Source organism: Enterococcus sp. DIV0724b (genome assembly GCF_050531475.1).
Classification (GTDB): Bacteria; Bacillota; Bacilli; order Lactobacillales; family Enterococcaceae; genus Enterococcus_L; species Enterococcus_L haemoperoxidus.
The window spans coordinates 2,341,753-2,366,636 of the sequence record NZ_CP172890.1; the positions used below are offsets into that span (position 1 = coordinate 2,341,753).

Sequence of the window (24,884 nt, forward strand, 5' to 3'; positions counted from 1 at the left end):
GTGAATTTTAGGTAGGACGGAAAAAGTTTTTTTGTTATTTTTTCTTATATATAAGGAAGCTGTTTTTGGTGTTATTTAATGGGTGGAAATGCCGAATTTCGTTGCGGTGGGTGGTGTCTTTCGGTATAATAAAATGTGTAGGATAGAAATAAGGATCGAGATTGGGATAAACGGTGGTACAAAAACAGCTCCTTCGGAAATAAGCTGAAATTCACAAAAAATTGAAGAACATTTTTCGTGAATTCCCTCTTATTGCTGTAAAACACAACGAAAAATAAGTTGATGTTGCACAGTACCTACTTGGTTCTCGGAGCTAGACGTTTTCTTCCCAACCTCTGTTCAAGACATATAAATAAAAATTGGCACTTCAATCGTTCGGCGGCAACCTTACGATCGAAGCCTTGTAAAGACGCCCAAAGCTGTCCAAACAAGTTGCCAATAGTGCTAGCAACATGTACTAGCTTCTTTATTGTACCTAAAATAGGGTGAGATTTCTAGGAAATCTTTGCTTTTTTAGGTGATGATTGGTTGTTGTGTATATGGGATTAGACTATTGTCGACGGTATTGGGCATCTGCTCAATGCCGTTTTTTTCTGTCCTACGAGTACTTTTGAAAGGAGGGACGTTTTAAGAATCGATGAAAAACTGGATAAAACAAAAAGGCACTTCACCATTTGGCGGCAACCGAATGATGAAGCCTTGAATAGACACCCAAAGCATGTCTACACAAGTTGCCAATTTGCTAGCACCGAAGCACTAGCTTCTTTATTGTACCTAATTTTCTTTTGGAATTCTAGTTGGTTTTGTTAATTTCTTGGGATTAAGGGTGATTTAGGGGTGAATTGTGGGGATGGTTTGGCTGATTGATGACGGTATTGACAGGTTCGGTATCGTTTTTTGTTTTACTCTGGGACAAGGCGTTATGAATACCGCAAGGCTTTGAAAGTCGTTTGTAGCGCTGGGTTATAGGTTTGCCTCGTCAATGCGTATATAGAAAGAATCGCTGAAGCACAAAATTCAGTGAGAAAACTGGCGGGAGAAGTTGGGTTTGGGCTTGGGTTTCGTTTGGCGCTTATCGGCTTTTCTCCGCCTTATTTGAAGGAGATCAGGAGAATGGATAAACAAGGACAGAATTTAAAAGCGGTTACGTATCAGGATATTATTGAGTTGCGGGATTTTATGGAGAAGATGGCTTCTTGGCAGGAACCTTTGGCGATTTTGGATCATTTTTTTCAGTTTCGGTCTGGGCCGATTAATAAGAAACGGATTGTGAAGGAGTATTATGCTCGGGCGCAGATGTTTCATGCTTTTTATGAGGATTATAATCGGTTGATTGAGTTGGGGGATGAATTGGTGATGGAGATGGTTAGGGCTGAGAAGGTCAAAAATATCAACAACAATAAAAAATAAAAGAATCATACTGCAATTTTAGTTATTGCAGTATGATTCCAGTTATAAAACTATAGTATTTAGTATTAGCTTAAAACACTTTCAGTTATTGCTTTACTGTATATTCCACGAGCATTTCGGATAATTTGTTGATAAGTTAAAATTTTAATATTATTATTAATTTCTATAAGGTTCCTATCCAACACATCTAAGTCTTTAAGAACGTGTTCTCCGCAAATAAAAAATGCTTTTATCATATTGTAGTCAAGTCCTGAAAAACTATTACCTAATAATCTTTCCTGCGCAACAATTCCTCTTCTGTAAATTGATACTTGATTTAAGATTTCTTGAGTATTCGGATGAGAATATGAAGTTTTCTTATCACGTTTCAGTTCACAAATAATTGGAAATGGTTCCTCTGCTACTCTAACTATTATATCTGAAATTCCTTCAATTTTATTTTTATCTATCAGTGATCTGTAGTATTCTTGAGTACTTGTAACTACATTCTGTGATGCTTTATCCCAATAAGGATTGATTAACCAAGGATGCTTTTCTAGATGCTCTTCAAAAACTTTTTCTTTGGCACCATTATCAATATGCTTACTCAATTCTTCAATTACGTTTAATCGATCTTGGATATTTGATTTTATTCTTAATGCACTATTTATTTCAGTCTTATCAAATAGGTTATAAAACTTTTTAAGTATGACACCTACTTCATCATCTTCTCGTACATCAATTTCTTTAATTATTTCACTATTGACTAAGGAAAAAATTACAGGCGTAAAATAATCTATCTCACCCTCATTATCTTTTTCATTATTATCAAACAACTTTTGAGCATATGTTCTCACCTGCTTTTTTTGTTCCTTGTTGAAGGTATTGTAAACCTTCCCATAATTCTCATTATTCATCATTCTAATTAAATAATCTTGCTTTTCAACAGTCCTAGCTGCTCTCAATTCATTCCATTTATTTATAAGATCATTTCTTAAATACGAAATGTTGTCTTTTAACATATCAACATTTTCAATTTCCATATTTAAACCTTCTCGACTACTTAAGACAGGGTCTTCATTTTCATTTTGTAAGAAATCAGCATTAATCTCACCTACAATATAATTATTCGACATTCTTGCATTTTGAACTGATTTTAAAATATTTTCATCAGCAAGTTTTCCATTTATGTAAATTATGATACCATTTGAATTTAGTTCATCTTCAATTTTTAACATCTTTGGCTTTTGAACACTGCCAATCCAGCCTGTCACTTTATTTTCAGAAAAAAAATCATTTTCTACTTCAAATAAATTTTCTGTCTCAGCGTTAGAAAATCTATTTTTAATTTCTAATTCTGAACAACCAAAATAATAAACAAATTCGACAAAACTATCATAAAAATGTTCTTTCAAGTCTACTTCAGTTCTATTTAAAAATAATTCAAAATGATATTTTTCAGATATATTAACTGAAAACCTTCTAGCTAAAATATTTGATAGATTAGATGAAGTTGATTTTATAAATTTTCTTCGCATTTTTGGAATATATATAAGCGTTCCTGTCTCCATTTCGAACTTGTAATCAAATATTTCTTCTAGTTCAGTAAGATCAAGCAGTTCTTCCACAGGAACTTTAATTATAGCTTTATCTACTAGTAAATCATTATAACAAAATTTTACTTTTTTCCAATTTACATCCTCATTACTTTTAGTATATAAAATATATTCTTCCCCTAAACTAAAGGCTGCAAATTTTCCAATTCCCTTTCGCCCCATGTACTCTCTTTTCTTCATATGGTCAGGTTTTCTAATAAATTCTGTTTTCTTTTCCGTTCCAGAGACCGCATATCTTTCAGAAAACTCTGTATCATTCATTCCAATACCATTATCAGTTATTATTAACGAGCCATTTTGTTCAATAATTTCGCATCTAGTAGCGTATGCATCCCAAGAATTTGCTACTAACTCTGCTATAGCTGGTGGATTAGATGTGTACAAATTTCTACCAAAATGTTTAACTGCACCATAAGCAACTTGTAAACTTATACTTTCCATAAAAATCTCCTCTTTCATTTCATAAAATGTAAAAAACACATTCCCGCCTTTTTATAAGATAATGCTAACATAAGACCTTAATAAAAACAGCTGATTAAAAACAGCTATTTTTTATTAATTATTTAAATGATTTAATATGCTATTACCAATTACTTCACCTAATTTTACAGGTACAGCATTTCCAATTTGCATAGATGCTTTTACCATTTTCACAGGACCATCCTTAGGATCAAAAAATTCGTACTTTTCTGGAAAAGTTTGTAACATTGCACCTTCCCTTAAGCTCAAAGCTCTATCTTGTTCTGGATGTCCAAATCTTCCATTTCCATAACCAACAAACTGGGTAGTAATAGTTGACGATGGTTTATCCCATTCTAGCCTTCCATAAACAGACTTATAACTTAAACCGCTCTTTTTTTTATAACATTCCGGTAATAGTTCTTCATCCCAGTCTGTCCAATTACCACCTGGTTTTGAACTTTTTACTCTAGATAAGTTCAATTCTGAAAGACGTCTTGATCTATGTAAGGGGTCAATTGAATCAATTTCACCAGCCTGAATTGGTCTTAATCGACTTATAGTCTCTCGAACCGTGGGATAATTGTCCTTAGTTCTTTGTGGTGGATCTAACTTGATTTCTCCAAATTTTGAAGCTAATAACAAAAGCCGCTTCCTACTTTGGGGAACACCATATTCTGGTGCAAAAACCACTTTATAATCAACTTTATAATTATTTTTTTCTAGTGTTTTTAGAAATTTCTTAAACACATCTTCCTTCACCAACTGAGGAACATTTTCCATAGATACAATATCTGGTTGAACAAGTTCTACCTGTTTCCCAAAATAATCCAACAGGTCCATCTTCTCTTTCCTAGACTCACATTCTTTGTACCTATGACTGTAAGCTGAAAAAGGTTGGCATGGTGCACACCCCATCAATATTTTTATATCAGTATCTTCAGGAAAAAGCTCGTTAATTTCATTATCGGTAATTTCCTTAACGTCTTTAAATATAAATCTCGCATTATTGTTTTTTTCATAAGCAAATCTACAATCTTCTTCTATATCATAACCGGCTATAACATTTATCCCTGCCCTTTGGACTCCGTGAGTTAAACCGCCCACACCGCAAAATAAATCCACAGCATTCATTTTCATAAATATACACCTCTTCAATTTACTATTTTATCATATTAACCAGCAAAATTGTATATTTTTAACTGAAATTTTCGTTAACAAAATGATCATATAATGTTACTATAGTTAAATGGCAAAAAACACTATAGTTTTAAGGAGGATCATTTTGATATACAAATTTATAAAAAGGAACTTTTATAGTAGAAAAAAAGTAAAAGAGATGATACAAGCACCCAATCCTGAAAAAAATTGGTGGAAATTGGAGTACAGGTTACGCATCTTATAATGGTTGTATCTTCATTTTCGCAAATATTGGATCTGCTGGTAGAACTGGTCATAATTATAATAATGTTCTAAAAGATGGTATTCTATATTGGTATGGAAAAACTACACATCAAATCCAGACAAAATCTATTCAAGACTTAATACATGGTGAATATGAAGTTTATATTTTCACTCGGAATGATAATAATGACACAAATTTTATCTTTCAAGGATTAGGATATGTAGTTGATTATAAACCTTCCATTCCAGTGAATATTACTTGGAAGCTTGTTTAAATTTTCCTTATATTTCAGGATTACGAACAAGAAACACGCTAAAATAATTAAATATCGCTTCTTCAAAGTGTTTCTTGTTCCATATGTTATTACATACACAATATTATGATTCATTATTCCATTCATTCACTATCCAAAATACTTATTAATGCTTAGACTTAGATAAAAAGACTTCAAAAGTTCCAACTTTTTTATAGTAGATTTTTTTCAAATTAACAACAAATCACCATATAAAGTAACAACCTTAAGATATTTAGTATAAAGCAAAGCTTATTCAATTTTTTCGAAAAACTTCTCCTTGTTTTTATGATTAAAATTTCTTAATCTTTTCCTCCTTCAATTTGTAAACAAACATAATAACCTATACTAATCTCGTAAGTTCATATCTCACTTCTACTGTACAAAAGAGTTATTTTATTTTTCTCAATATATCTATAAGCCTTTATCCTCTTAACTGGTGAAACAATACTTATAAAAAATATGAACAGCGTCGTGAAAAAAATTGAAGCAAGAAGCAACAATAGCGAATATTCCTTAAAATAAATTGGAAGCAACGAGAGTACTACCATAACAAAAAGAAAAATAATCAGTAGAAAATTCTTCCTCATTTGTTTTCTTCCTTTAACAAGAAACGCTTTTAGTTCATCTTCGCTAATGTTAGTTAAATAATTCAGCTTATTTTTATCACTATTAGCAATCTTATTTATTAACAAATTAAAGAAAGTACCACCAAAACAACCAATAACTAAAATTAGTGCTATTAAAGTAACAGAACTTAAAGAAGACTTGAAAAGTACATTTCCAAATACATAGTAAATAGTCACTCCTAAAAATCCTGAAAATATCGTCGATCTATAAGAAGTCATCTCAATTTCAACTACTACTAATTTTTTTGTTACTGTATCTAAATATATACTCTTTTCCCCTGCTTCACCATTATATACAGCAACATATCGTTTCCACATTTTAGCTCCTCACCCCTTAACTCGAAAACATTCTCTAAATACGACAAATATGTTTATCAATGACTATTGAACGGTTATCTCTTTTGATATATTTTGTATTTCCCTGTATTTATTGATAGATGATTGGTTAATAGAAATAATAAAAACAACATCATAAAACATAAAGAGATAATCCAATAGCCTTCCGTTATCACAAGCAAAAATCCCGCTATAATCACTAATGATAAAAACATAAAGTACACACCTAATTTTTTTAAAGTATCAACTAAAGAAACCGGCCTCACCTTAATTTGAGTAACAGACAATTCATCATATTTAATTATTTTCAGCATGGATTTCTTTGATTGAAAAGACCAAAATACTCGAATTATCAAAGCTGGAAATAGTGTTATAAGTAACAGCATAAATATGTAACGACTTGATGGAATCATCATAACTGTATTTCCAATTTCAATAAGTTGGCTATTTTCTATACTTGTTGAAGCATAAAAAAGAGTTAATAACTTGGGGAATACTATATTAAAAATTAAAATCATTAGTACGATTAAAATGCTGCTTAACACTTTTCTATTTTTAGTTTCAACTCGATGAGCTAGCAAATCGTCAGCTTGGCTTTTATTTAAGATGTACGCTTTTTGTGACATTAGCCAATTTAATCCGAAAAAGAAATAACCTAAGAATGAACTATCTTTGTCAATTAGATAGTAGTTTGATTGAGAATGTATTACATTATAGCGATGGTTATTATAAAGAGGTTTTGCAGTGGTAAACTCCAGTTTTATCACATCCAATCGTTCGTTTAGTTATAGTTTTTTATTACTAACATAGAATAAGAGTCAATAACTGAATAGTTATTGACAGCTTACTGCATCTTAAATTTTTTCAATATTATCCAAGAGGTTTACTTACAATCCCTCTCTCAATCAACTTTCCTTCACCATTTAGCCATTCAGTATACAATTGTTCAAACCGTTCTTCTTCCTCATCTGTATAACCATTGAACAAAATAGAATCAACATTTTCTTGATTAAAATAAAGCACTTCATTAGGATTTAAACCACTTGGATATCTGCAGCCGCTATAATCATACAAAACGTTTTTGTCATTTTCATTTACAACGGGGCCTCTGTTTAAAACCATAATTTTTTGACTACCTTCTTTTAAGTAAATGATACTACCGATTGTTAACATGATTTTCACTCCTTCTCATTTGAACGTTGGCATTTCAACTCTATTTTTCAGCTTTATAGCTATATTCCATACTTTCCATAGGTTTTACTATTGACGTGTTTAAAAATGACACAAACACTAGATAGATGAATATTACTGGAATAACCGTTAAAGATTTAGCCTGAATCAATAAGGACAACAGAAAAACTAAGATTGCCATCAAAATAATTGTCCCAGTTATACAACGTTTTTTATAAAAAGTATTATCCTTCTTTAAAACAATCAGATGATCTAATTTTAGAGTTGTTTCCTCATTAAAAATTTTTTTCAACTTATTAAGATTAACTACAGATCGTATATATCTAAAAATTAAGCTACAGAAAAAAGCGATTAGAAAAGCTAAAACCATAAGATTCATCGTTATTTCTTCAAAAAATATACTTTCTAATCCTTTCATAAAAGCATAAATTACACCACCTAGCATAAATCCAGAAAATGACCAAATTGAAGCGCCCACTTTGTTTTTAGGAACTTTTCTAAGTTTAATATATTGGTCTTCACTAATTTTTGTAGCATTGTTAGTAACATACCACGTAGACATTGGAATCAACCAAGTAAATTTGTGCGAATCTAAATCAAGTAAATACTTATCCTTTTTATTGATCGTTGCTAATTTAAAACGAGGTATCGATGTATCTTCTACTTTCATAATAATCACCAACTAAAACAAGATGTGAGACTATCCCAACCACTTGAGATGGATTCACCTAGTTTATTTAGTCCATTTTTAGCACGCTCTACATTTTCATCAAATCCTTTAGCCCAATCATCTGCTAAATCTTTAATACCAAGGAAATTAGAATCATATATTATATTTGCTGTAATACCAATTGCTACTGCTGTCCCAATTGCTGCCCACCCCACTGGATTAGATACACCAAGAGTAAACAACGTTGCTTCCAATCCCATCGTTAGTCCTGTACTAATTGCAATTGTTCCGCCTGTATGGGAAATCGCCTGACCTACAGAATTACCATTTAAGATATCTGTAGTGAATCCTATTACTGGTCCTGCCATTTTTGCTGCGCCTTGTAACATGCTCGTAGCAGCAAAACCAGATGCAGCTGCTATACTTGTACTAGCATATCCTCCGTTTTGAATAAAAAAGGAAGTAATTGCTGGAGCGACTTTTGATAAGTATTCTTCAAAATACGATAGTAACGTATCTTGAACTCCACCTATTGCATAATCAACACCATTTTCTTTAAAGAACTCACCAAGCTCTTTTGGAATCTTGATACTAGGATCATCTTTCAATGCTTGACCAATTTTTTGATACTCTGCAAGACCAATGTTAGGTAAATTCCTAACAATTTTATCCAACTCTCTCTCATTTCTCTTTCTCACAGCTGATTTCACAGAGTTCGTCCAATCCAACGCTTTCCCTTTCGGAACTGAAAACGTCCCAGTCGCAGGATTAAACCCACTATTCGCCTGCTGCAAGCCTTGCGACAATGTCGAATAAAAACTATTCACTCCATCAAAAATAGCAGGAGATGTCCCATTAAACGTCATTAATTTCTCTAACTTCTTCTCTAAATCACGTTTCGTCGTCCCTAACGACTCAATAATCCGCCGATTGGCTTGTTCCAATGGATTCGTTCCTGTCGGAAGCTTTGGCAAGCCTCGATTAATACTCTCCATATTCAGGATCGATGTATTGATTTGTCGGATTCGTCTTTCTAAGTCATCTGACTTCAAATCAATACTATCAACCTCAGATGTATATTGATCCACAAATTTTTGACAAGCTTCTGCTGTCATGTCTGCGCCTACTTCGGCACCTTGAACTAAAGGTTGGATCACTGCCGCAAAGAATTCCTTGGCAGAGTCATAACCTTTACTTGATAGTTCGCCTGCACTCATAAACTGTTGATTGCTTTGCATCAACGACGTATAGCCTTGTGCTAATTGACTACATGCACTTTTAACACTGGATGCTTGGCTTCTCGCTTGACCAAGGTACATATCAATACTCATGCTGTTCCGACCTTTCTTCTTTTGTTTTTATTTCCTGCCAGTGTAAGTCTTCTTGTTGATCTTCTAATGCTCTTGTTTGTTTTTTAAGTTCTTGCTGTTGCTCCTCTAAAAATTCTTGAACGCCTCGGCTTTGCCAGTTGATTTGTTCAGCCATATCTTGATACAACATATCTGTCTGGCTTTGAGCAAATTCTTCTTGTAATTCATTGAATAATTGCTTTTGATAGAAAAAATATTCTTCGTAGTGTTCTTCTGTTTGGTTAATGTCACGTTTTAAATCTTCGAGTTTTTCTTTTTCGCGTTCGAGTTGGATTTTTTGTTGGTTGATTTCTTCAAGGTTGGACATACTTTATTCCTCCTTTCAGTTTAAGGAAGCATTTGGTTATACTGCATTTGAGCGATTCGCTGATCAACTGCTTCGAATTCGGCTGCCACTGACCGGATATTGTTACTTGCTTGGGTAATGGCTTGGGCAAGTGAGGTATTAAAGGTCGTTAGTTGCGTGATTGCTTGTTGCGCATTGCTATTGCCTGCAACGGTCGTTTGGGTATCTTTTGTGATCGTTGTCCCTTTATTTAGAGAACTCACCGATGATGCTATAGAAGTAGCGACAGCTTGTGCTACTGCGGCATTACTGTTTATATCCTTTGGCATCGTTTTTCCTCCTATAATTAAAAAGTAAACATCTGACTACTTAGTTTTTATAATAGTATATATACTTAATTGTAATTCGTGAACAACTCAATGTAAATATATATTTTTCAAATGTTCCGTTTGCTTACTTAAAAGGAAATTATAAAATACATTTATCAGTTTGAATATGTGTTCTGTTTTCAATTTTTAAATTGATCCAAAAATATACACTTTTTTCTTGCTTCACTATTATTATATACAGCAACCAGTAAAAACTTAATGCGCTCTTACTATGGTCGTTTAAAAGCTGAAGCTTTCCGAGGAGGCAGAGCTTCAGGATCTTTCACAGGGTCACACACGTTCACAAATGGACATTTACTCACAGCTTTACGAGGTGTGTCTTATACAGTGTCCTATAAACGACAAGCGAATGGATATAGTAATCATTTTGCTGTCGGTTTTGGGAATAACTATTGCTATGCTATGATATATAAAACCTTATAAAATTGAAATAGTAAGATCTATGTCAAGATAAATTAGGACAGGAGTGAGTTTTCATAAAATATAATAAGTTGCTAATCATTACACTTAGTTGTCTATTTATAGTTTTGAAAGTTGTTGGAACTTTTCTGACACTGAATTTTTTACCTATTCAAGATACTGAAACTTTAACAATGGAAGAAAAGTTTAAACTGCAAAAAGAATTTTCTATCAATTATGATTTAGGAAATTCTATGATATATCTAAGCAAACTAATTTTTGTAGTTTTGATAGCGTACTTGATATACTCACTTTATGTTTTTTGGAGAATTACTCACTCTGACAACAGTGATTTCATCAAATAAGATTTTTTCCTCCTTTACGTACTTATATGTAAAGGGGGTTTTTATATGGATCAAATTATGCTATCAGAAAATATCGCTAATGATGGGAAAGGTGTTTTTTTATACAGCCTTTAGTTCACCTTCGCTAACTTTGAATATAGCATAAAAAAAGGATGGAACATCTCCATCCTAAAACATTCTATATCCTCGCTCTAAAAACTCTTCATCTCACCAAACGGCAAAAGTTGCATCGTCACTTTCCCAATCACATTCTCTTTTGCAATCAAACCATAATGCCGACTATCCGTCGCATACGGTCGATTATCTCCTAAAACTAAGTAGTATCCCTCAGGAATCGCAACAGAAGAGGTCAACGTTCGATTCGTGAAATCTTCTGTATAATTTTTACCATTGCGTTGGCTTTCATTGATTTCATCCATAATAAATTTTTCGTCTACTGGCTGGTCATTCACGAAAAGTGTATCGTCCGTGTACGCAATTTTTTCTTCTGGCAGACCAATGATTCGTCTAATTTGCGTGTTCCCATTGCCACTTTTAAAGGCAACTAAATCAAAACGTTTGAGGTTCGTTGTTTTTTGAACAAGTACTTGATCTTTTTCGCGTAAAGTCGGAATCATGCTAAAACCACGGACCGTCGCGATGGTCAGGAAAAAGGAAGTGATGAAAAGCATTAACACGACACCCAAACTTATGGCCATGATCAGTTCTTTAAGATAGCTTCTAACACGTTGTTTTTTTCGTTTAGACTTTTTATTAAGGTTTGGTCTTTTTTTCTTTTTCGTGTTTTTTACAGGTACATTTTGGGAAGGACGTTTTTTTCGTTTGGTTGTTGGCTTTTTTTTCTGTTTGATTGTGTGCTTTGGTTTTTTCTCCATAAGAAATCACTCACTCAGATTACTTTTCTTCTTTAAAGGCGGATTCATTCACTTTGTAATAATCAAATGTTTGTTTTTCATAGTCTTGTGCTTTCTTGATGTCTGCTAAAAAACTGTCCACTAACGCTTGGTTTCCGAAAAAGTTTTTTGTTTGTGTACTTGCATTCATTCCTAATTGTTTGATCGAATTATAATAACGATTCAAGGTGATTTGTCCTTCTTCGGAATTGATGTCACTTGCTTTTTTTGTTCCGTAGCTTGCCATAGAGGTCGCTAAGTAACGAATATTTTTTTGCAATTTTTCTTCGTCGTCGCTTTTATCCCGTGCCACAATCAGTTGGTCTTCAAAGTCTCGCAGTAGGTAATAGCCTTTCACAACAGAATCTGAATCTCCTGTTGTGAGATTCATCGACTGGTAATAAGAAAGATACGAGATGCCACCAGCTAAAACAACTGTCACAAATGACATTACCCAAAATAAGCGTATGCTCTTTTTTTTCTGGTTTATCAACTGTCGTTTTTTTCGTGCGATTTTTCTATTTTTCTTTTTATTTTTAAATTTCTTATTTGGAAGTTTTTTTAGCAGTCTACGTTTATGAAAAAACTGTACTAAAAAATAGCCTGACCCTAGGAGCGCAACAATTGACAGTGCTATCCCTATGATGAAAATCCAATCTAAAACAGACATACACTACAGCTCCTATACTTTCCTAATCCTTTTTCTTACTGCTTTTTCCATTAGATGACCCTTGCTGTTTCTTCTTTTTACGTTCTTTTTTTAAGGCTAATTCTTTTTCTTGTTTTTTCTTATTGCGTATGCGAATAATCACGAAAATTAGGATAATTAAGGCTAAAATACCAACAACGATTAGGGCGATCAATTTCCAGTCCAGCCCTTTTTCTTGCACTAAACCAACATCTCGCTCGTTGAATTTGTTCGCATCTTTATCTGAAATGTTGAAGTCTTTGGTCCATTTCCATTTTTTATCGCCAGAGGTCACGAGAATGTTCGCTACATAATCTCCTGCAACCATCCGCTCACCGTTCATACTGACAGGAAAGTCAATAAAGGAATTTGGTGCCATTCTCATTGCGGTTTGTTTGCGTTCATATAAAACAGTCTCTTTCCCTTTCTCCGTGATTTGAACTTCAACAGTCATATTATCTAAATACGCTGCCATCACATTAGAGTAATTCACAAAAATAGCATTACGATAATTGCTTTGGCCAGCTTTCACACTGTTCAATTCTAAGTCTGGGGCAATAGCTTTTTCTGATTCTTGTAGTACAACACCAATCACATAGGCATATTGGTTAATGATTTTTGAGCCGCCTTCATTAGAAGTGGTGCCATTTTGATCTGCTCTCATCAACTGGATACCACCAGCAATCACCCCATCAAAGCTTGTTTCTGGCATTTGAATGGTCAAATCAAGATTCTTAGTTTCTCCTGGTGCTAGCTCAACTGACTCTGGTCCAGTGACAATATCGGTAAAATCAAATTGTACGGATGGATCGTTTTTAATTGTTGATTCACCGTATTCAATCACACCGTTTTGGTTCGTCTTTGCCCCATTCAATTTAACATCGATTGTCACTTTTTCAGTAGCAGGATTGCTTAATGTGATAGAAATCTGTTGATTTTTACCTGGGTCCATTTTTAATTTAAAGTAGCCTAAATCTTTTTTTACTTGATTATCTGGAAACGTAATACTGTACGTAAACCCTGTAACACCTGCTGGATTCTTATCAGCGGAATAACCAGGAACTGCTTTTAAAAAAAAGAATCCAATAACCACGACACTCAAGAAAATACTCACCCATTGTTTTATAGATCCTATATGTGATTTCATAACTAACCTCGTTTATTCTAAAGTATATTTTCTATGTACACAGAGGAACAAGTTAAACTTGTTCCTCTGCAAAAATCTAAAATCATGCTTATGCTTCTGGTGTTTCTTCTGCAGCAGGCGCAGCAGTAATTTTCCATGTTACAGTAGCAGTGTAATCCGCTACAGCCATGTTTGAAGCAGTTGCTGCAGGAATTGTTAATTTTACAGAATTCGCATCAGTTCCAGCATTACCTACTGTTGAAGATGAACTTTGACCAAATTCTAAGACGTGACGGCCTTTTCCTTCTTTTTTATCTTTGTCAGCTACAACGACTGGTTGTGCATCATTCTCTTCTTCTGTCAATTGGAAACTAGTTTTAACATTTGAAGGAACAGCATTTGTGTTATCTCCTTGCGCTACGGCAAGTCCATTGCTAAAGTCAATTGTTGAACCAGATAATACGTTTGTTCCTGATGTGAATTGTTTGGTTAATTGTGCTGTGATTGTATATCCGAAAACGCCTCCGGCACGAACGTCAGCCCATTGTACATAAGCACCACGTTTTGTTGTTCCACCGTTAAATGTCATTGGTTTTGCATAACTTGTTACAGTGTTGGCAGATGTTTTAACAGAACCAAAATCCAAATCAGTCGTTTTTTCAATAACTAATGATCCTTGTTCTGTGTTTGTGTTTTCATCTGGAGATTCTGGATCTGGCGTTGGTAATACTTCACCTGGTTTTTCTGGATCGACTGTTTCAGATTCACCACCACCGGCAGTCCCTTCTGTAACTGTTACAGTACCATCTGACGTTAGTTCAGTTGGTGCTGCGAATGCAGGTGTTGCTGCTCCTAAAACCGTTACTCCTAAAATTGCTACTAATGTTGATGCACAAAGACTTCTTGCTTTCATATTGCTATTCCTCCTAATTGTTTGTGTGTTTTTATTAAGGCAACTTGGCTAATATCCAAGTTATCTCCGTTTGGTATTCTACCGGATGAATCTTTGTTGCTTCCGGTATACTTAGTGTGATTGCTGAATTGCTATACACTGGTTTAGTATAAATACTGTCTATCACTGGTTTTCCTGCTTGATTTACTACAGGTGTCAGTGTGACAGGTTGATTGCTAGAATTCGTATCCGATGCGCCAAAGGCAATGGTCCAAACACCTTTACCGCTGCCTGCTCTGGCAGTTGCGACTTCATATGCTGACCCAATCGAATTTAAGGCAATCGTTTCTCGCATCACGGTAGGCGCTTCACTGGTACCACTGGAATTGGCCCAGCCTTTATCTAGTGAAAGAACCGCACCTTTTAAATCCTGCTCATTCGTTTCTTGAATAATAGGATTCGTAAACTGATAGTTTTGTTTGACTTGTAGGGTCCAACCGGACGATTCTGCTTGTTGATCGGTAATTTGAATGTAGCTCCCTCTAGGACCAGTTTCACCAAAGAACTGTTGCGCAAGAGCGTGATAATCACGTCCATTTTTAGAAATCTTGCTTTCACCAAAATCAAGAGCAGAAACGTAATCAATACGAAGTGACCCTTCAGTTGAAGGACTCTCCCCCGGATCAACAACATTTCCTGGATTTTCAGGGTCAACAGGATTGGTTACCACACTTCCCTTGATACTAACTGAGCCTGATTGATCAAGCGTTTCAGGGGCAGCTTGGGCAATGATGCCTGTTTCACTGGCTAGAAATAAACTGGCGATTGCTAACGACCAGATGCCAATTTGTGTTAACTTCATTTTTGCTCCCCCTTCCTACGTTTTCGTAAAAAGAGAAGCAGTGCCAGTAGGAATAATATCCCTATGCCAAAAATGCCGTAGTGTTTCAGAAGCTCGCCCATACTGGGAAGATTTTTTCCAGCTGGTTTCGCTGTTGCGCTTGGTGTTGTCGGTTTCTGTGAACTTGGTTCAGTACTGGTAGATGAATCGGTTGGTTCGGTCGATTCTTCGTAAAACGAAATCTTACCACCTCGATTAACCTGACCACCTGTTCCTTCATTCGCACTTGCACTGCTTGAGTAACTATAGATGCCTAGCAACACAACCAGAGAGCAGACGATTAATTTTATTGTTTTATGTTTCATTTTCCACTCTCCTTTATGGTTGTCCGGCCATGACTTTCCACGTAATTACGCCGACATAATCTCCTGTATACACTGTATCAGATGAATTGATTTGTAATTTTATCCCGTCAGTATTGGCCGTTTTGCCCCAACTGTCACTAACATCAAAGCTACCTGCAGTGCCTTTACTATTGGTATAAACGACTTGTGCATTCGTATTTAAAATCGTTTCCTTACCCTCTGTAACATAGCGTAAAGCATTGACTAATTCTTGACCGCTATCGTTTTTCATCGGTGTTGTCAATGTAGCCGTTAAGCGCCAACCATTGGCAGCATCTGCTCGAGTATCTGTAACAACTAGTTGTTTATCAAATTCTGGGTCTTCTACTCGTTTGGTTGTTGCATTATAAGCGAGCGAGCCAAAGTCTAACGCACTTGGTACCGAGGTCAAGCTCAATACACCTTGTAGTTTGTATTGAACGGTTAATGCAGTATTATTAATCTTCACCGCTGTTTCATTGGCTGGTCGTTCGGCAATATCATACCCGGCTTTCGTTAGATTCGTAAGTTGTGTGGTAACACTCTCTTCTTTTGTTAAGTCAATCGTGTCTCCGACTTGGGTATTTAGTTTAACGGTATACCCAGGTAACACTTGGTTTGCTTCATTTAAGAATTCAACTGATAATACAGCATCGACATCGACTACTGTCACTTGAATCGTCGTTGTAATGTCTGTAGGCAATCCTGAGTCAGCTGCTTTTACTGTTAATGTCACAGGGTATGCTTTTGGTTGAAGTTCGCTCACATTATTTAAGCCGCCAAAATCTGTTACCGTGACAAATTGAGTCAAGTTTGTTTTGGTTCCATTTGTCAGTTTATAGGCTTCTGGTTTACTATGCTTTAGGATATAATCCTTTAATTCCGTTTCTGATAAATTACGAATATCTACATACGATGCTTCAAAGTCAGAACCTGAAACACCTGAAGCTTGGTCATAGACAACTAACGTTGACTCAACGACTTTGGTATTCGGTGCTGGATTTCCATCAGCATCAACTGCCTTGTCTGATACATTGATCTGTACCGTGTGAGTTCCTGGCGTATTGGCTGCTGTTTCTGCCGTAGTAGGATCCGTATAGGCATAATCAAAACCAGTATTGACAGGACTTGTATCACTAACGTCTTTCACCATGTCTTTTGGTGCAGGCAAAGGATCACCTTTCGTCATATAATAAGTCACCGGTGAAGCAGTAGGCGGTGTTTTATCTAAGACTGTTTGTGTTACTTCTTCGGCTTTTAAATTCGCAAATCCGTAGGCATGGATGACACTTCCAGCGGTAAAATAATGCCCTGCTGGTACGGTTACGGACCAATTCCCTGCCGCATCTGATTTCGTTGTAAAATTCGCACGATATTCAGCTGGTGTAAACATATCTTCTACGGGCGATTTTATGTTGTCGGTTGATGGATCAAAAGCTGCCGTGATCGAGTTATTGACTGGTACATCCCAAATACGGATATAGGCATTTGGAATCGCATAGCCAGATACCGTTGTCGAACTGTTATTGCCACGATTATCGGTTGCAATGCTATGAATCGCAATATTTGGATCTGGTACTCGAGTAAAGAGAACCCGTTGTTGTCCTCTCGTTGTAAAATTCGCGTTAAATCTAGTTAACGTTTCATTTGTCATCGCATTAGATGCTGTGATCGTAGGATTAAAGCTACTTCCATAGGCTAATCGCATATTACTCATCGGAATGTACTCATACGTATAATCACTATCACCATCAGCTCCGCCAGCCACATTATTCAGTGACCATTGGAAGACATTTTGAACCGACATATCTAAGTTTCCTTGAGACCAAATCAACCCATTATTGGCAGATGTACCGCTGGTTAATGCGCTATTTTTTTGAAGATTCACGCGTTTAGCATCTGAGAATTTAAAGATTGATGACGCTCCACCCATTCGCAATAAATATTGCGAGATAGACGTGCTGTCGCTTTGAATATCAAACGAAGCATTCGGTTGAACGATAAAGGTTGAGTTATTTGCAACATAGAATAAATCTGTTGTGCTGGCCCCCATGTTTACACCCTTGACATTTAAATTCCCTGAAACGTTGATCGAACCGCCATTCATATAGATTGGATTAAAGTTTATATTATTGTTACCCGTTCCAGAATAAGCATCTGTTTGGATATTTACCGTCGCATCTTTCCCAATGTTTAACTCAGATGAAGCTGATCCTAGGTAAACCGCACCACCATATGTCGAATGATGGTTTAAGATATCTACCGTGGAACCTTCCCCTACGGATAATGACCCACCTGAAATGTTTAAGTTGGTATTGTAATACTCGGCTGCAGTTGTTTGATCGCCACGTTCCAGTTTTAGTTTGACATTTTTACCGATAGCAAAACTGCCTGATGGGATATAAAGTACGTTCGAACCAAGTGAAGAAATATAAACATCCGCATTATCTTCTACAACGGCTGTGGATATCGCTAAACTTCCTTGTTGGTAATTATTCACATTCCACGTACGAATCGTTGTTCCGTCTTTTCTTATAGAAGTCCATGTACGTTGTTGTTCTAAATGGACTTTGTTTTTCAGCGTTAAATTGGTTTGTTGCGATTCTAAAAACTGTGTTCCATACCCAGTATAATTATCCATGGTCATTTTTCCACCATTGGCACCATTGTTAAAAATCATCGCGCCCCAATAGTTACCGTGATAAACCGTCATATTACTAAATTGGATATCCCAGGCTTTTGAACCGTAGTTATTATAAGCTTGGAAAGTAAAACAGAGCGAACCAAAGTCCAGTGTGTAGTTGTTTCCATTTACTTTGACGGTCCGCGCATTTCCTTGTAGTTGGAAATACATGTGAGACTCACCACCAGAAGCAATTCCAATCGATGTTGCTGTGGTCACATTTTGCGAGTAACGTAAATACGGACTGTAAATAAAATAACTAGATGAATAGGTTGGTGCAGTTGTGTAAATATCATTTAACAATTCTACATTCGTTACCCATGGGTCATTTAGACCAATCGTGTAACCTAAAAAGTCTGTCACATTTCTCGTATTGGTAGCTGAAGTAAGATCATAAGAAATATTCGCATTGCTTCGATTCGTTCCCGTTAACCCATTCGTTGGACTTTCAGTTGCCGTATAAGATGAAATATAAAATGGGCCAGAATAGTTTGAAGAACTCATGTTGATGTTTTGAAATTTTAAATCCCAATAGCCAAAAGTAGTACCGGAACTTCCTGATACATAGCTTGATTGGTCTAGAAAACCGATGGCTAAGTTGCCAAAGTTAAAGTTATGACCATTTCCATCAATCGTCAGTGAGCGTGCAGTCGCATTTTTATTAATATATAAATAAACATTTTGCGCACTGGCTAGATCAACCGAACTAACACTAAATAAATCCTTATAGTTATTCAACGTGCCCGATAGTGTAATATCATTTTGTAATGAAATAGTATTCACTGTGTTATCTGCGATCGCCTCAACAAAACTTTGCCAATCTGTCACTTCTGCTGTTCCAGTAGCTCGAGTGCTTAATGCCCTTGGTTGAGCGAGATTTAAACTGTCAGGAGCTTGACTATTTTTTGTACCCTCTTTTGATTCTTTGACGACAAATTTTAACTCTTCTTGACCAACACTACTTGCTTCATCAGTCAAGGTCAGTGAATAATCGCCACTTTTTTCTGCTAATAATGCTAATTTCAGGGAAGATTGAGTACTATTCACGGTAATTGTCAACATTCGTGTTTCTTCATTCCAATTAAAAACAGGAAACACTGCTTTTGGGTCTTCTTGTAAAAGCATGGCTCTTTCTTGTGCTTCATTAAATTCTATTCCTTCTGGAAGACGAACTTGCCAATCTTTTTTTGACTCACCCAAATCAGTTGACGAATCACTCTCATCCGGTTTCTTCAGCTCATTTTCAGATCTTGTGTCAGAAATTTTTATATGAAATACTTCATTTGCATAACGTTCATCTTCAACAGCTGTCAACGAAATCGGTGATTTGGCAAAAATTTTATTTGCAGAAGAATGCAGCTGTGAAAACATAGCTAAAATAAGGATCGAAAGAATGGCTATGCTCATTCCAACTAATTGAAATTTTCTTTTTTTAATCATTTCATTCATTTTCCCTCCTGCCCCATTAGTTTAAAAAGAATGTTCCCAGTTTCTTCACCTCCTTCAAGCTTTATTCATCCCAACATTGGTTACTTGTGGATTCAGTGCTAATTTGTACCCGATTGTTCGAACTGTTTTAATGAATTTTGGCGTGGTGGGGTCTTCTTCTAATTTTCCTCTTAAATGGAATATGATATTACTCACTCGATACTCTTTTTTCTCAGCACTTTCGTTTCCCCAAATATGTTGATAGATTTCTTCATAGCTCAATGCTTTATCGTGCTTATCAAACAGTAGTTCCAAGACTTTAAATTCCAATTTTGTTAGACTGATTTCGACTTTTCCTTCTTTTAAAACACTGAGATTTTCTGGAAGTAGTTCTAATAACGGGCCCGTCGTTGGCATCATCTGTAAAACATTGGGTTCTTCCTTATTCTCAATCCGTTTTAAGATATTTGAAAATTGTAAGACAAACTCATCTTCATAAACAGAGACACCGTCTGCACCTAGTTGTAGGTAAATTTTCTTTTTTGTTTTTGTTTCTTCATCATTTTCAATTAGCAACACCCAGATCAATTTATTTAATCTCGTTCTTAATTCCAGAACATTTTTGCAAATATTAGAAAGCTCACTTACAGTGGATTCTTCAATAATAAATGCATCTATACTTGCTAGTTCAGAACCTACATCTCCTACTTGTAAAATTGCAATCTCATGACCTAAGCTCACCAATTCTTTGGTATAATCCAATACAGGTTGAGACGAATCTCGAAAAATACCGATAGTGTACATCGCAGGTACCTCCTACTAAATTTATATCCAGAACTAAATACTTTTCTTAGTGTGCCTTCAAAAGCAAAATACTATTGAAGACGTTTTGATCTGAAATTTATACTCATCACGCTAATTTTAAAAAACACAATAATAAATATCCTGAAAGAATTAAGTTCAAGATATTCTTTCAATCCATCCGATTATCCCTCATTTCTTGGTAAGATTTGACTATTTTTTTGACGGCTAAAAAATAGACACTCAGCGTTGTGCTGAATGTCTTTCTTGCATTATATGTGGATCTTTTCATCATAATTAAGCTGTCTATCAATCACCATCATTGCTGAACGTCTGGTTTCCCACAATGAATCTGTATAGATGTCGAGTGTCATTTTGGTTGATGCATGTCCTAAGATTTTACTCAATGTCGCAATATCAATTCCTGATTCAACACATCTCGTTGCGAAAGTATGACGAAGCGCGTGAAAATGAACTGGTCCTATTTTTGATTCTTCGACTATTTTTTTAAAACGATAGTTAATAATACGTGGTTCTGTAAAACTATTTTTGCAGGAAATGACAAATATACTGGTACTTTTTTGCTTTTTTTCCAATAAATATCTTTTTAAATTTTTAGATATTGGTATGGCACGTTCTCCGTTAATTGACTTTGGTTTTCCGATAATAATCTCTGTTTTGTGTGGTTCTGTTACTGAGGGGATTCTGGAAATGGTTCTTTTTACAAAAATTTTATTGTGTTTAAAATCGATATCTTCCCATTTTAATCCACTGATTTCTCCAATCCTCATTCCCGTATACAACGCAATGATTTCTGCCGAACACTCTTTTTTATATAAAGCAATCTGTTCCAATTTTTTTTGTTGCTTTCTGTCTAAGCTTTTTATTTTTGGTTTTGTGAGTGCCGGTAAAAGAACCCCTTGGCAAGGATTTTTTGAAATTCTATTATCATTTACTGCTTTTTTTAGAGCACTTCTTAACATACTAATAATACTGCGAATAGTATTTGGCGAAAGTTCTGATAGATACAATGAATAAATAAATCTGTCTATATCAGCTGTTTCTAGCTCAGATAATTGCTTATTTTTAAAAAATGGCGAAAGATGGCGTCTAATTCGTCCCCTATAATTTGAATAGGTAGACGGTTTGATTCTATTTTTCATTAAAATATTTAACCAATAATTTAACCATTCATCCACCATCATTTCTTCTTGCACAACTGTTTCTCCATATATAGAATAGTCTGCATTTTTTTTTGATAACTTTTCTTTTGCTTCATTATATTGTTTTCCATAAACATATCCATAGATAATTCTACCTTCCTTATTCCGGCCTTTTCTATAACGACCTTCCCAGCGACCATCTTTTCGCTTATAGATATTTTCTCCTCTTTTTGACATACTTTTCTCCTCCTAGACATTTTAAATTTGACGGTTTTTTGACGGCTAAAAAACGAATTATACCTATAAATATCTCTTTTCTAAAACGAAATCAATCAATAAAAAAACGAATTTCTATCATTTTTTTAACAAAAAACAGAAAAAAATGATAAAAAACAATGTTTTTTCTACTAGACTAAATAAAATTAATAGAATATACTTATATAAGTGATCAATTCCACTCTTTTGATTACATATAATAAAAAAACAGAAATATCTTGAACTTAATTCTTTCAAGATATTTTTAATAAAAAACGAATAATACTAAATTTTATTGTGGATTTTTTCTTATCCAAATAAAATATGCATAATAAACAAATATAAGAATATTAAAGCTATATACAAACAGGTAGTTTAGAATTTTTTATTTTCTAAACTACCTGTTTTTAAGTTAAATCGAGTTACTTCTGTATCTTTATCAAAGATAACACATCTCTTGGCTTCCCTACATCCACTGTTACCACTCGAACATTGTCCATAATATCTTGAGCCAATGTCCTCACTTTTTCTGGATTATTGGCAACTTCTGCACCTATTTGCCAATGACTTGGTACTGGATATACATTGATCATTCCGTTTCGATTGCTTGTATACACGATTTGCCCTTTAATCGCTAATTCTTTTGAGCTGAACAGATCATTTATCTCTGTTTGTATCTCTAATTTATTACTTGCCAAAACAATCTTTTTCTGTAAGAGTTGAACATTGCCTTCTGCTACGCTAGCATTTATTTTTTTACTGTACTCACGTTTTAATGTTTCGATTTCAGTTTGCTTCTTTAAAAGATTCTCTTTTGCTTCTTTGATGGTAACCTGTGTGATCTCTTTATTTAGAAACTCCTCTTTCTCATCAAACAATGCGCTAACTTCAGTATACAGTTCTCCATCTTTCGTCGTGGCTGTTTCAATTACTGTGATATCCTATTGGGCCATAGCGATTTTTTTTCTCGTTTGCTTGCTTTTGCAACATGATACCTCCAATAATAACGGCAATTTTTACCCGCTCCTACTTACTATTAAAAATAACATGCTATTTTTTATTCCTCATAGCTAGTCTAGCATATTTATCAATTCTTTCATTTTAAATTCGCAAAAAATTGAATAGAAGAAAAAGCAAGAATTACCATAAATTGGTATTCCCTTGCTTTCTCTTCTATTCTTATTCTAGACACTCTATTCGTAAATGACTAAGTCAAAACAACAAACAACAATGGTACTCCTAATAATAGTAGTAATATTATTATAGAAAAAATGAGTAAATTTCTGCTAACGTTAAACAGTCCATTTAATAGTATTCTTAAAATTATAATAAAAATGCTATTTACAAGAACCAATAACAAACTTGTCAAATAATTATTTTCGATATTCCCATGAATTAAAAAATAATTTACTCCTACATAAAAGACAAAAACGAATAGTGTACTCACAAACCTTTTTTGCTTATTCATCGTCATCATCAATCACATTCTTTCTTTTTTATTGATAAGACATAGAAGAAATTCCCCAATTTCTTACACGAACAATTACACCATTTTTGCTATTCTGTCCAACAAGACCTGCAACAGAAGCTACTATAGAATAGGCTAAGCCCCAACCAATTCCCGGTGCAATCGCTGCAATAACACCAGCCGCTGCTCCAAGTACCCAATAATAATTTTGAATCCATGTAGCACTAATATATACATCCCACGAACCTCTTCCTCGTGATATGATTTTTGTAACACCATCTCTTCTAGGTAACATTATTTGACTAGTATCAACACCACTTTTTTCAAGTAAACGAACCATTTGACTATCGGTTATAATTATTTCTTCGCTATCTGTTTTAATTCCTAATGTTTGAGCTAACTGGACGACTTCTTGTGCATTAGTTTTTGATAATTGTTGAGAGAGCCTTTGAGTTTGCTCTGCTTCATTTGCATAAACATTCGTTACTGACAAGGTACCATAAGAGACCATCATAATAGCAACACACAACATTTTTATTTTTTTTATTTAAAAACACTCCTTTGTTTTTGTTAATTATATCTTACCACAAGAGCGTAAAAATATAAACGCTCTATCGGTGTCTTATTTGTCCTTTTTTATTCAACCGAGATACTACTTTCCCTATTTTTTATAAGCTTTGATTCTCAACCTTCGATAATCAGCTTCCCAATGATCCTTTTTCCATAACCACGACTTCAAATCTCGCTCCATATTCTCAAGAACCTCCTCTTTCTGATCTTCAGACAATTCCCCTAATTCAACAGAATAAAATTGTTCCATCCACTGTCGCAAACCATCCTTACCACCCTTAAGCAGCGTTGGCCGTTCATATTCCAAAATCTCCAAAACCTCAAAATGATTTTTTTCAAGCAAAATCCGATAGTCTTCAGCAGACGTAAAACAAAATGGCTCCTCAAAAGGTACACCCAATGCATTTAACTCACGTCCAAAAGCTTCTCTAAGCGACTGTACATTCCCAACTGCACCAAACTCACAAATTAACTGCCCATTCACGTTTAGATGCTCACTGATATTCTTCAATAGCAACTCTTGATCAGGAATCCAATGAAAAACTGCGTTCGAAAAAGCGACATCATACTGTCCAATTTGATCCGAGGGATTTAAAATATCTTCCTGTAAAAAACTCAAATCAGAATAGCTTTCTTTTGCTTGATTGATCATATTTAGTGATTGATCGATTCCCGTCACTTCATGACCAAGTTCTGCAATTTGACTCGTCAACGCTCCCGTTCCACACCCAATATCCAACACTTTTTTTGACTCTTTCGGCAATAATTCCAACAACCCAGCTCCGTATTTAAAAACAAAATCATGTGTCGTATTATATTTTTTTGCATCCCATTCCATTGATTTCACGCTCCTAATGATGTAATGAAAAGAAGCTACATCGAAATTTATTCATCGAT

22 protein-coding genes are annotated in these 24,884 nt (G+C 34.9%); 1 reads left to right on the forward strand and 21 read right to left on the reverse strand.

Annotated features, from left to right (window positions below; translation table 11 throughout):
• Positions 1-1,113 precede the first annotated feature (1,113 nt).
• Entirely contained in the window at positions 1,114-1,410 is a 297-nt protein-coding gene (locus IGJ02_RS10760) for a hypothetical protein (RefSeq protein ID WP_430601974.1), read from the forward strand.
• 65 nt (positions 1,411-1,475) lie between these two features.
• On the opposite strand, the gene IGJ02_RS10765 is transcribed toward IGJ02_RS10760, so the two are convergent.
• From IGJ02_RS10765 to IGJ02_RS10865, 21 genes are all read right to left on the reverse strand, one after another.
• Positions 1,476-3,446, reverse strand: coding sequence for an ATP-binding protein (locus IGJ02_RS10765; protein ID WP_430601975.1), 1,971 nt, complete (start codon positions 3,444-3,446; stop codon positions 1,476-1,478).
• A 114-nt stretch (positions 3,447-3,560) separates the two neighbouring features.
• A complete protein-coding gene (locus IGJ02_RS10770) occupies positions 3,561-4,604 on the reverse strand; it encodes a DNA cytosine methyltransferase (RefSeq protein ID WP_430601976.1) in 1,044 nt (347 codons plus the stop codon).
• A gap of 919 nt (positions 4,605-5,523) precedes the next feature.
• The gene (locus IGJ02_RS10775) at positions 5,524-6,108 is read right to left on the reverse strand and encodes a hypothetical protein (protein ID WP_430601977.1); all 585 of its coding nucleotides are present in this window, start codon (positions 6,106-6,108) and stop codon (positions 5,524-5,526) included.
• A 74-nt stretch (positions 6,109-6,182) separates the two neighbouring features.
• Positions 6,183-6,893 carry a DUF443 family protein gene (locus IGJ02_RS10780; RefSeq protein WP_430601978.1) on the reverse strand — a complete coding sequence of 237 codons (711 nt, stop codon included), beginning with the start codon at positions 6,891-6,893 and terminating at the stop codon, positions 6,183-6,185.
• Between the two features lie 103 nt (positions 6,894-6,996).
• Complete coding sequence (locus IGJ02_RS10785; protein WP_430601979.1) at positions 6,997-7,299, reverse strand: DUF4176 domain-containing protein; 303 nt, start codon at positions 7,297-7,299, stop codon at positions 6,997-6,999.
• Positions 7,300-7,339: 40 nt separating this feature from the next.
• Positions 7,340-7,987, reverse strand: a complete 648-nt coding sequence (locus IGJ02_RS10790; RefSeq protein WP_430601980.1) for a DUF443 family protein — start codon at positions 7,985-7,987, stop codon at positions 7,340-7,342.
• Between the two features lie 5 nt (positions 7,988-7,992).
• Positions 7,993-9,318 (reverse strand): hypothetical protein, encoded by a 1,326-nt coding sequence (locus IGJ02_RS10795; RefSeq protein ID WP_430601981.1) that lies wholly within the window; start codon positions 9,316-9,318, stop codon positions 7,993-7,995.
• Positions 9,308-9,664 (reverse strand): DUF3958 family protein, encoded by a 357-nt coding sequence (locus IGJ02_RS10800; RefSeq protein WP_430601982.1) that lies wholly within the window; start codon positions 9,662-9,664, stop codon positions 9,308-9,310. The genes IGJ02_RS10795 and IGJ02_RS10800 overlap by 11 nt, the downstream gene beginning before the upstream one ends.
• A gap of 20 nt (positions 9,665-9,684) precedes the next feature.
• Positions 9,685-9,972: a TIGR04197 family type VII secretion effector gene (locus IGJ02_RS10805; RefSeq protein WP_430601983.1), complete on the reverse strand. Its 288-nt coding sequence runs from the start codon at positions 9,970-9,972 to the stop codon at positions 9,685-9,687.
• Positions 9,973-10,987: 1,015 nt separating this feature from the next.
• The gene (gene lepB, locus IGJ02_RS10810; protein WP_206834068.1) at positions 10,988-11,671 is read right to left on the reverse strand and encodes a signal peptidase I; all 684 of its coding nucleotides are present in this window, start codon (positions 11,669-11,671) and stop codon (positions 10,988-10,990) included.
• A 19-nt stretch (positions 11,672-11,690) separates the two neighbouring features.
• Entirely contained in the window at positions 11,691-12,359 is a 669-nt protein-coding gene (locus IGJ02_RS10815) for a hypothetical protein (RefSeq protein WP_206848107.1), read from the reverse strand.
• A gap of 22 nt (positions 12,360-12,381) precedes the next feature.
• Positions 12,382-13,524 (reverse strand): DUF916 and DUF3324 domain-containing protein, encoded by a 1,143-nt coding sequence (locus IGJ02_RS10820; protein WP_430601984.1) that lies wholly within the window; start codon positions 13,522-13,524, stop codon positions 12,382-12,384.
• A gap of 88 nt (positions 13,525-13,612) precedes the next feature.
• Positions 13,613-14,416 (reverse strand): WxL domain-containing protein, encoded by an 804-nt coding sequence (locus tag IGJ02_RS10825; protein WP_430601985.1) that lies wholly within the window; start codon positions 14,414-14,416, stop codon positions 13,613-13,615.
• A 34-nt stretch (positions 14,417-14,450) separates the two neighbouring features.
• Positions 14,451-15,257 carry a WxL domain-containing protein gene (locus IGJ02_RS10830; RefSeq protein WP_430601986.1) on the reverse strand — a complete coding sequence of 269 codons (807 nt, stop codon included), beginning with the start codon at positions 15,255-15,257 and terminating at the stop codon, positions 14,451-14,453.
• The gene (locus tag IGJ02_RS10835) at positions 15,254-15,601 is read right to left on the reverse strand and encodes a hypothetical protein (RefSeq protein ID WP_430601987.1); all 348 of its coding nucleotides are present in this window, start codon (positions 15,599-15,601) and stop codon (positions 15,254-15,256) included. The genes IGJ02_RS10830 and IGJ02_RS10835 overlap by 4 nt, the downstream gene beginning before the upstream one ends.
• 13 nt (positions 15,602-15,614) lie before the next feature.
• Positions 15,615-19,751, reverse strand: coding sequence for a pectate lyase-like adhesive domain-containing protein (locus IGJ02_RS10840; protein ID WP_430601988.1), 4,137 nt, complete (start codon positions 19,749-19,751; stop codon positions 15,615-15,617).
• 54 nt (positions 19,752-19,805) lie between these two features.
• The gene (locus tag IGJ02_RS10845) at positions 19,806-20,534 is read right to left on the reverse strand and encodes a winged helix-turn-helix domain-containing protein (RefSeq protein ID WP_430601989.1); all 729 of its coding nucleotides are present in this window, start codon (positions 20,532-20,534) and stop codon (positions 19,806-19,808) included.
• Between the two features lie 269 nt (positions 20,535-20,803).
• Positions 20,804-21,931: a tyrosine-type recombinase/integrase gene (locus IGJ02_RS10850; protein WP_430601990.1), complete on the reverse strand. Its 1,128-nt coding sequence runs from the start codon at positions 21,929-21,931 to the stop codon at positions 20,804-20,806.
• A gap of 440 nt (positions 21,932-22,371) precedes the next feature.
• Complete coding sequence (locus IGJ02_RS10855) at positions 22,372-22,827, reverse strand: hypothetical protein (protein ID WP_010763193.1); 456 nt, start codon at positions 22,825-22,827, stop codon at positions 22,372-22,374.
• 618 nt (positions 22,828-23,445) lie between these two features.
• Positions 23,446-23,931 carry a hypothetical protein gene (locus tag IGJ02_RS10860; RefSeq protein WP_430601991.1) on the reverse strand — a complete coding sequence of 162 codons (486 nt, stop codon included), beginning with the start codon at positions 23,929-23,931 and terminating at the stop codon, positions 23,446-23,448.
• Positions 23,932-24,078: 147 nt separating this feature from the next.
• A complete protein-coding gene (locus tag IGJ02_RS10865; RefSeq protein WP_010763191.1) occupies positions 24,079-24,825 on the reverse strand; it encodes a class I SAM-dependent methyltransferase in 747 nt (248 codons plus the stop codon).
• Positions 24,826-24,884: the final 59 nt, after the last annotated feature.

Bases quoted from the DNA above. Each gene is read 5' to 3' on its own strand.
- IGJ02_RS10760 (WP_430601974.1), top strand. From the start codon at position 1,114: ATGGATAAACAAGGACAGAATTTAAAAGCGGTTACGTATCAGGATATT.
- IGJ02_RS10765 (WP_430601975.1), bottom strand. From the start codon at position 3,446: ATGGAAAGTATAAGTTTACAAGTTGCTTATGGTGCAGTTAAACATTTT.
- IGJ02_RS10770 (WP_430601976.1), bottom strand. From the start codon at position 4,604: ATGAAAATGAATGCTGTGGATTTATTTTGCGGTGTGGGCGGTTTAACT.
- IGJ02_RS10775 (WP_430601977.1), bottom strand. From the start codon at position 6,108: ATGTGGAAACGATATGTTGCTGTATATAATGGTGAAGCAGGGGAAAAG.
- IGJ02_RS10785 (WP_430601979.1), bottom strand. From the start codon at position 7,299: ATGTTAACAATCGGTAGTATCATTTACTTAAAAGAAGGTAGTCAAAAA.
- IGJ02_RS10790 (WP_430601980.1), bottom strand. From the start codon at position 7,987: ATGAAAGTAGAAGATACATCGATACCTCGTTTTAAATTAGCAACGATC.
- IGJ02_RS10795 (WP_430601981.1), bottom strand. From the start codon at position 9,318: ATGAGTATTGATATGTACCTTGGTCAAGCGAGAAGCCAAGCATCCAGT.
- IGJ02_RS10800 (WP_430601982.1), bottom strand. From the start codon at position 9,664: ATGTCCAACCTTGAAGAAATCAACCAACAAAAAATCCAACTCGAACGC.
- IGJ02_RS10805 (WP_430601983.1), bottom strand. From the start codon at position 9,972: ATGCCAAAGGATATAAACAGTAATGCCGCAGTAGCACAAGCTGTCGCT.
- lepB (WP_206834068.1), bottom strand. From the start codon at position 11,671: ATGGAGAAAAAACCAAAGCACACAATCAAACAGAAAAAAAAGCCAACA.
- IGJ02_RS10815 (WP_206848107.1), bottom strand. From the start codon at position 12,359: ATGTCTGTTTTAGATTGGATTTTCATCATAGGGATAGCACTGTCAATT.
- IGJ02_RS10820 (WP_430601984.1), bottom strand. From the start codon at position 13,524: ATGAAATCACATATAGGATCTATAAAACAATGGGTGAGTATTTTCTTG.
- IGJ02_RS10825 (WP_430601985.1), bottom strand. From the start codon at position 14,416: ATGAAAGCAAGAAGTCTTTGTGCATCAACATTAGTAGCAATTTTAGGA.
- IGJ02_RS10830 (WP_430601986.1), bottom strand. From the start codon at position 15,257: ATGAAGTTAACACAAATTGGCATCTGGTCGTTAGCAATCGCCAGTTTA.
- IGJ02_RS10835 (WP_430601987.1), bottom strand. From the start codon at position 15,601: ATGAAACATAAAACAATAAAATTAATCGTCTGCTCTCTGGTTGTGTTG.
- IGJ02_RS10840 (WP_430601988.1), bottom strand. From the start codon at position 19,751: ATGAATGAAATGATTAAAAAAAGAAAATTTCAATTAGTTGGAATGAGC.
- IGJ02_RS10845 (WP_430601989.1), bottom strand. From the start codon at position 20,534: ATGTACACTATCGGTATTTTTCGAGATTCGTCTCAACCTGTATTGGAT.
- IGJ02_RS10850 (WP_430601990.1), bottom strand. From the start codon at position 21,931: ATGTCAAAAAGAGGAGAAAATATCTATAAGCGAAAAGATGGTCGCTGG.
- IGJ02_RS10860 (WP_430601991.1), bottom strand. From the start codon at position 23,931: ATGATGGTCTCTTATGGTACCTTGTCAGTAACGAATGTTTATGCAAAT.
- IGJ02_RS10865 (WP_010763191.1), bottom strand. From the start codon at position 24,825: ATGGAATGGGATGCAAAAAAATATAATACGACACATGATTTTGTTTTT.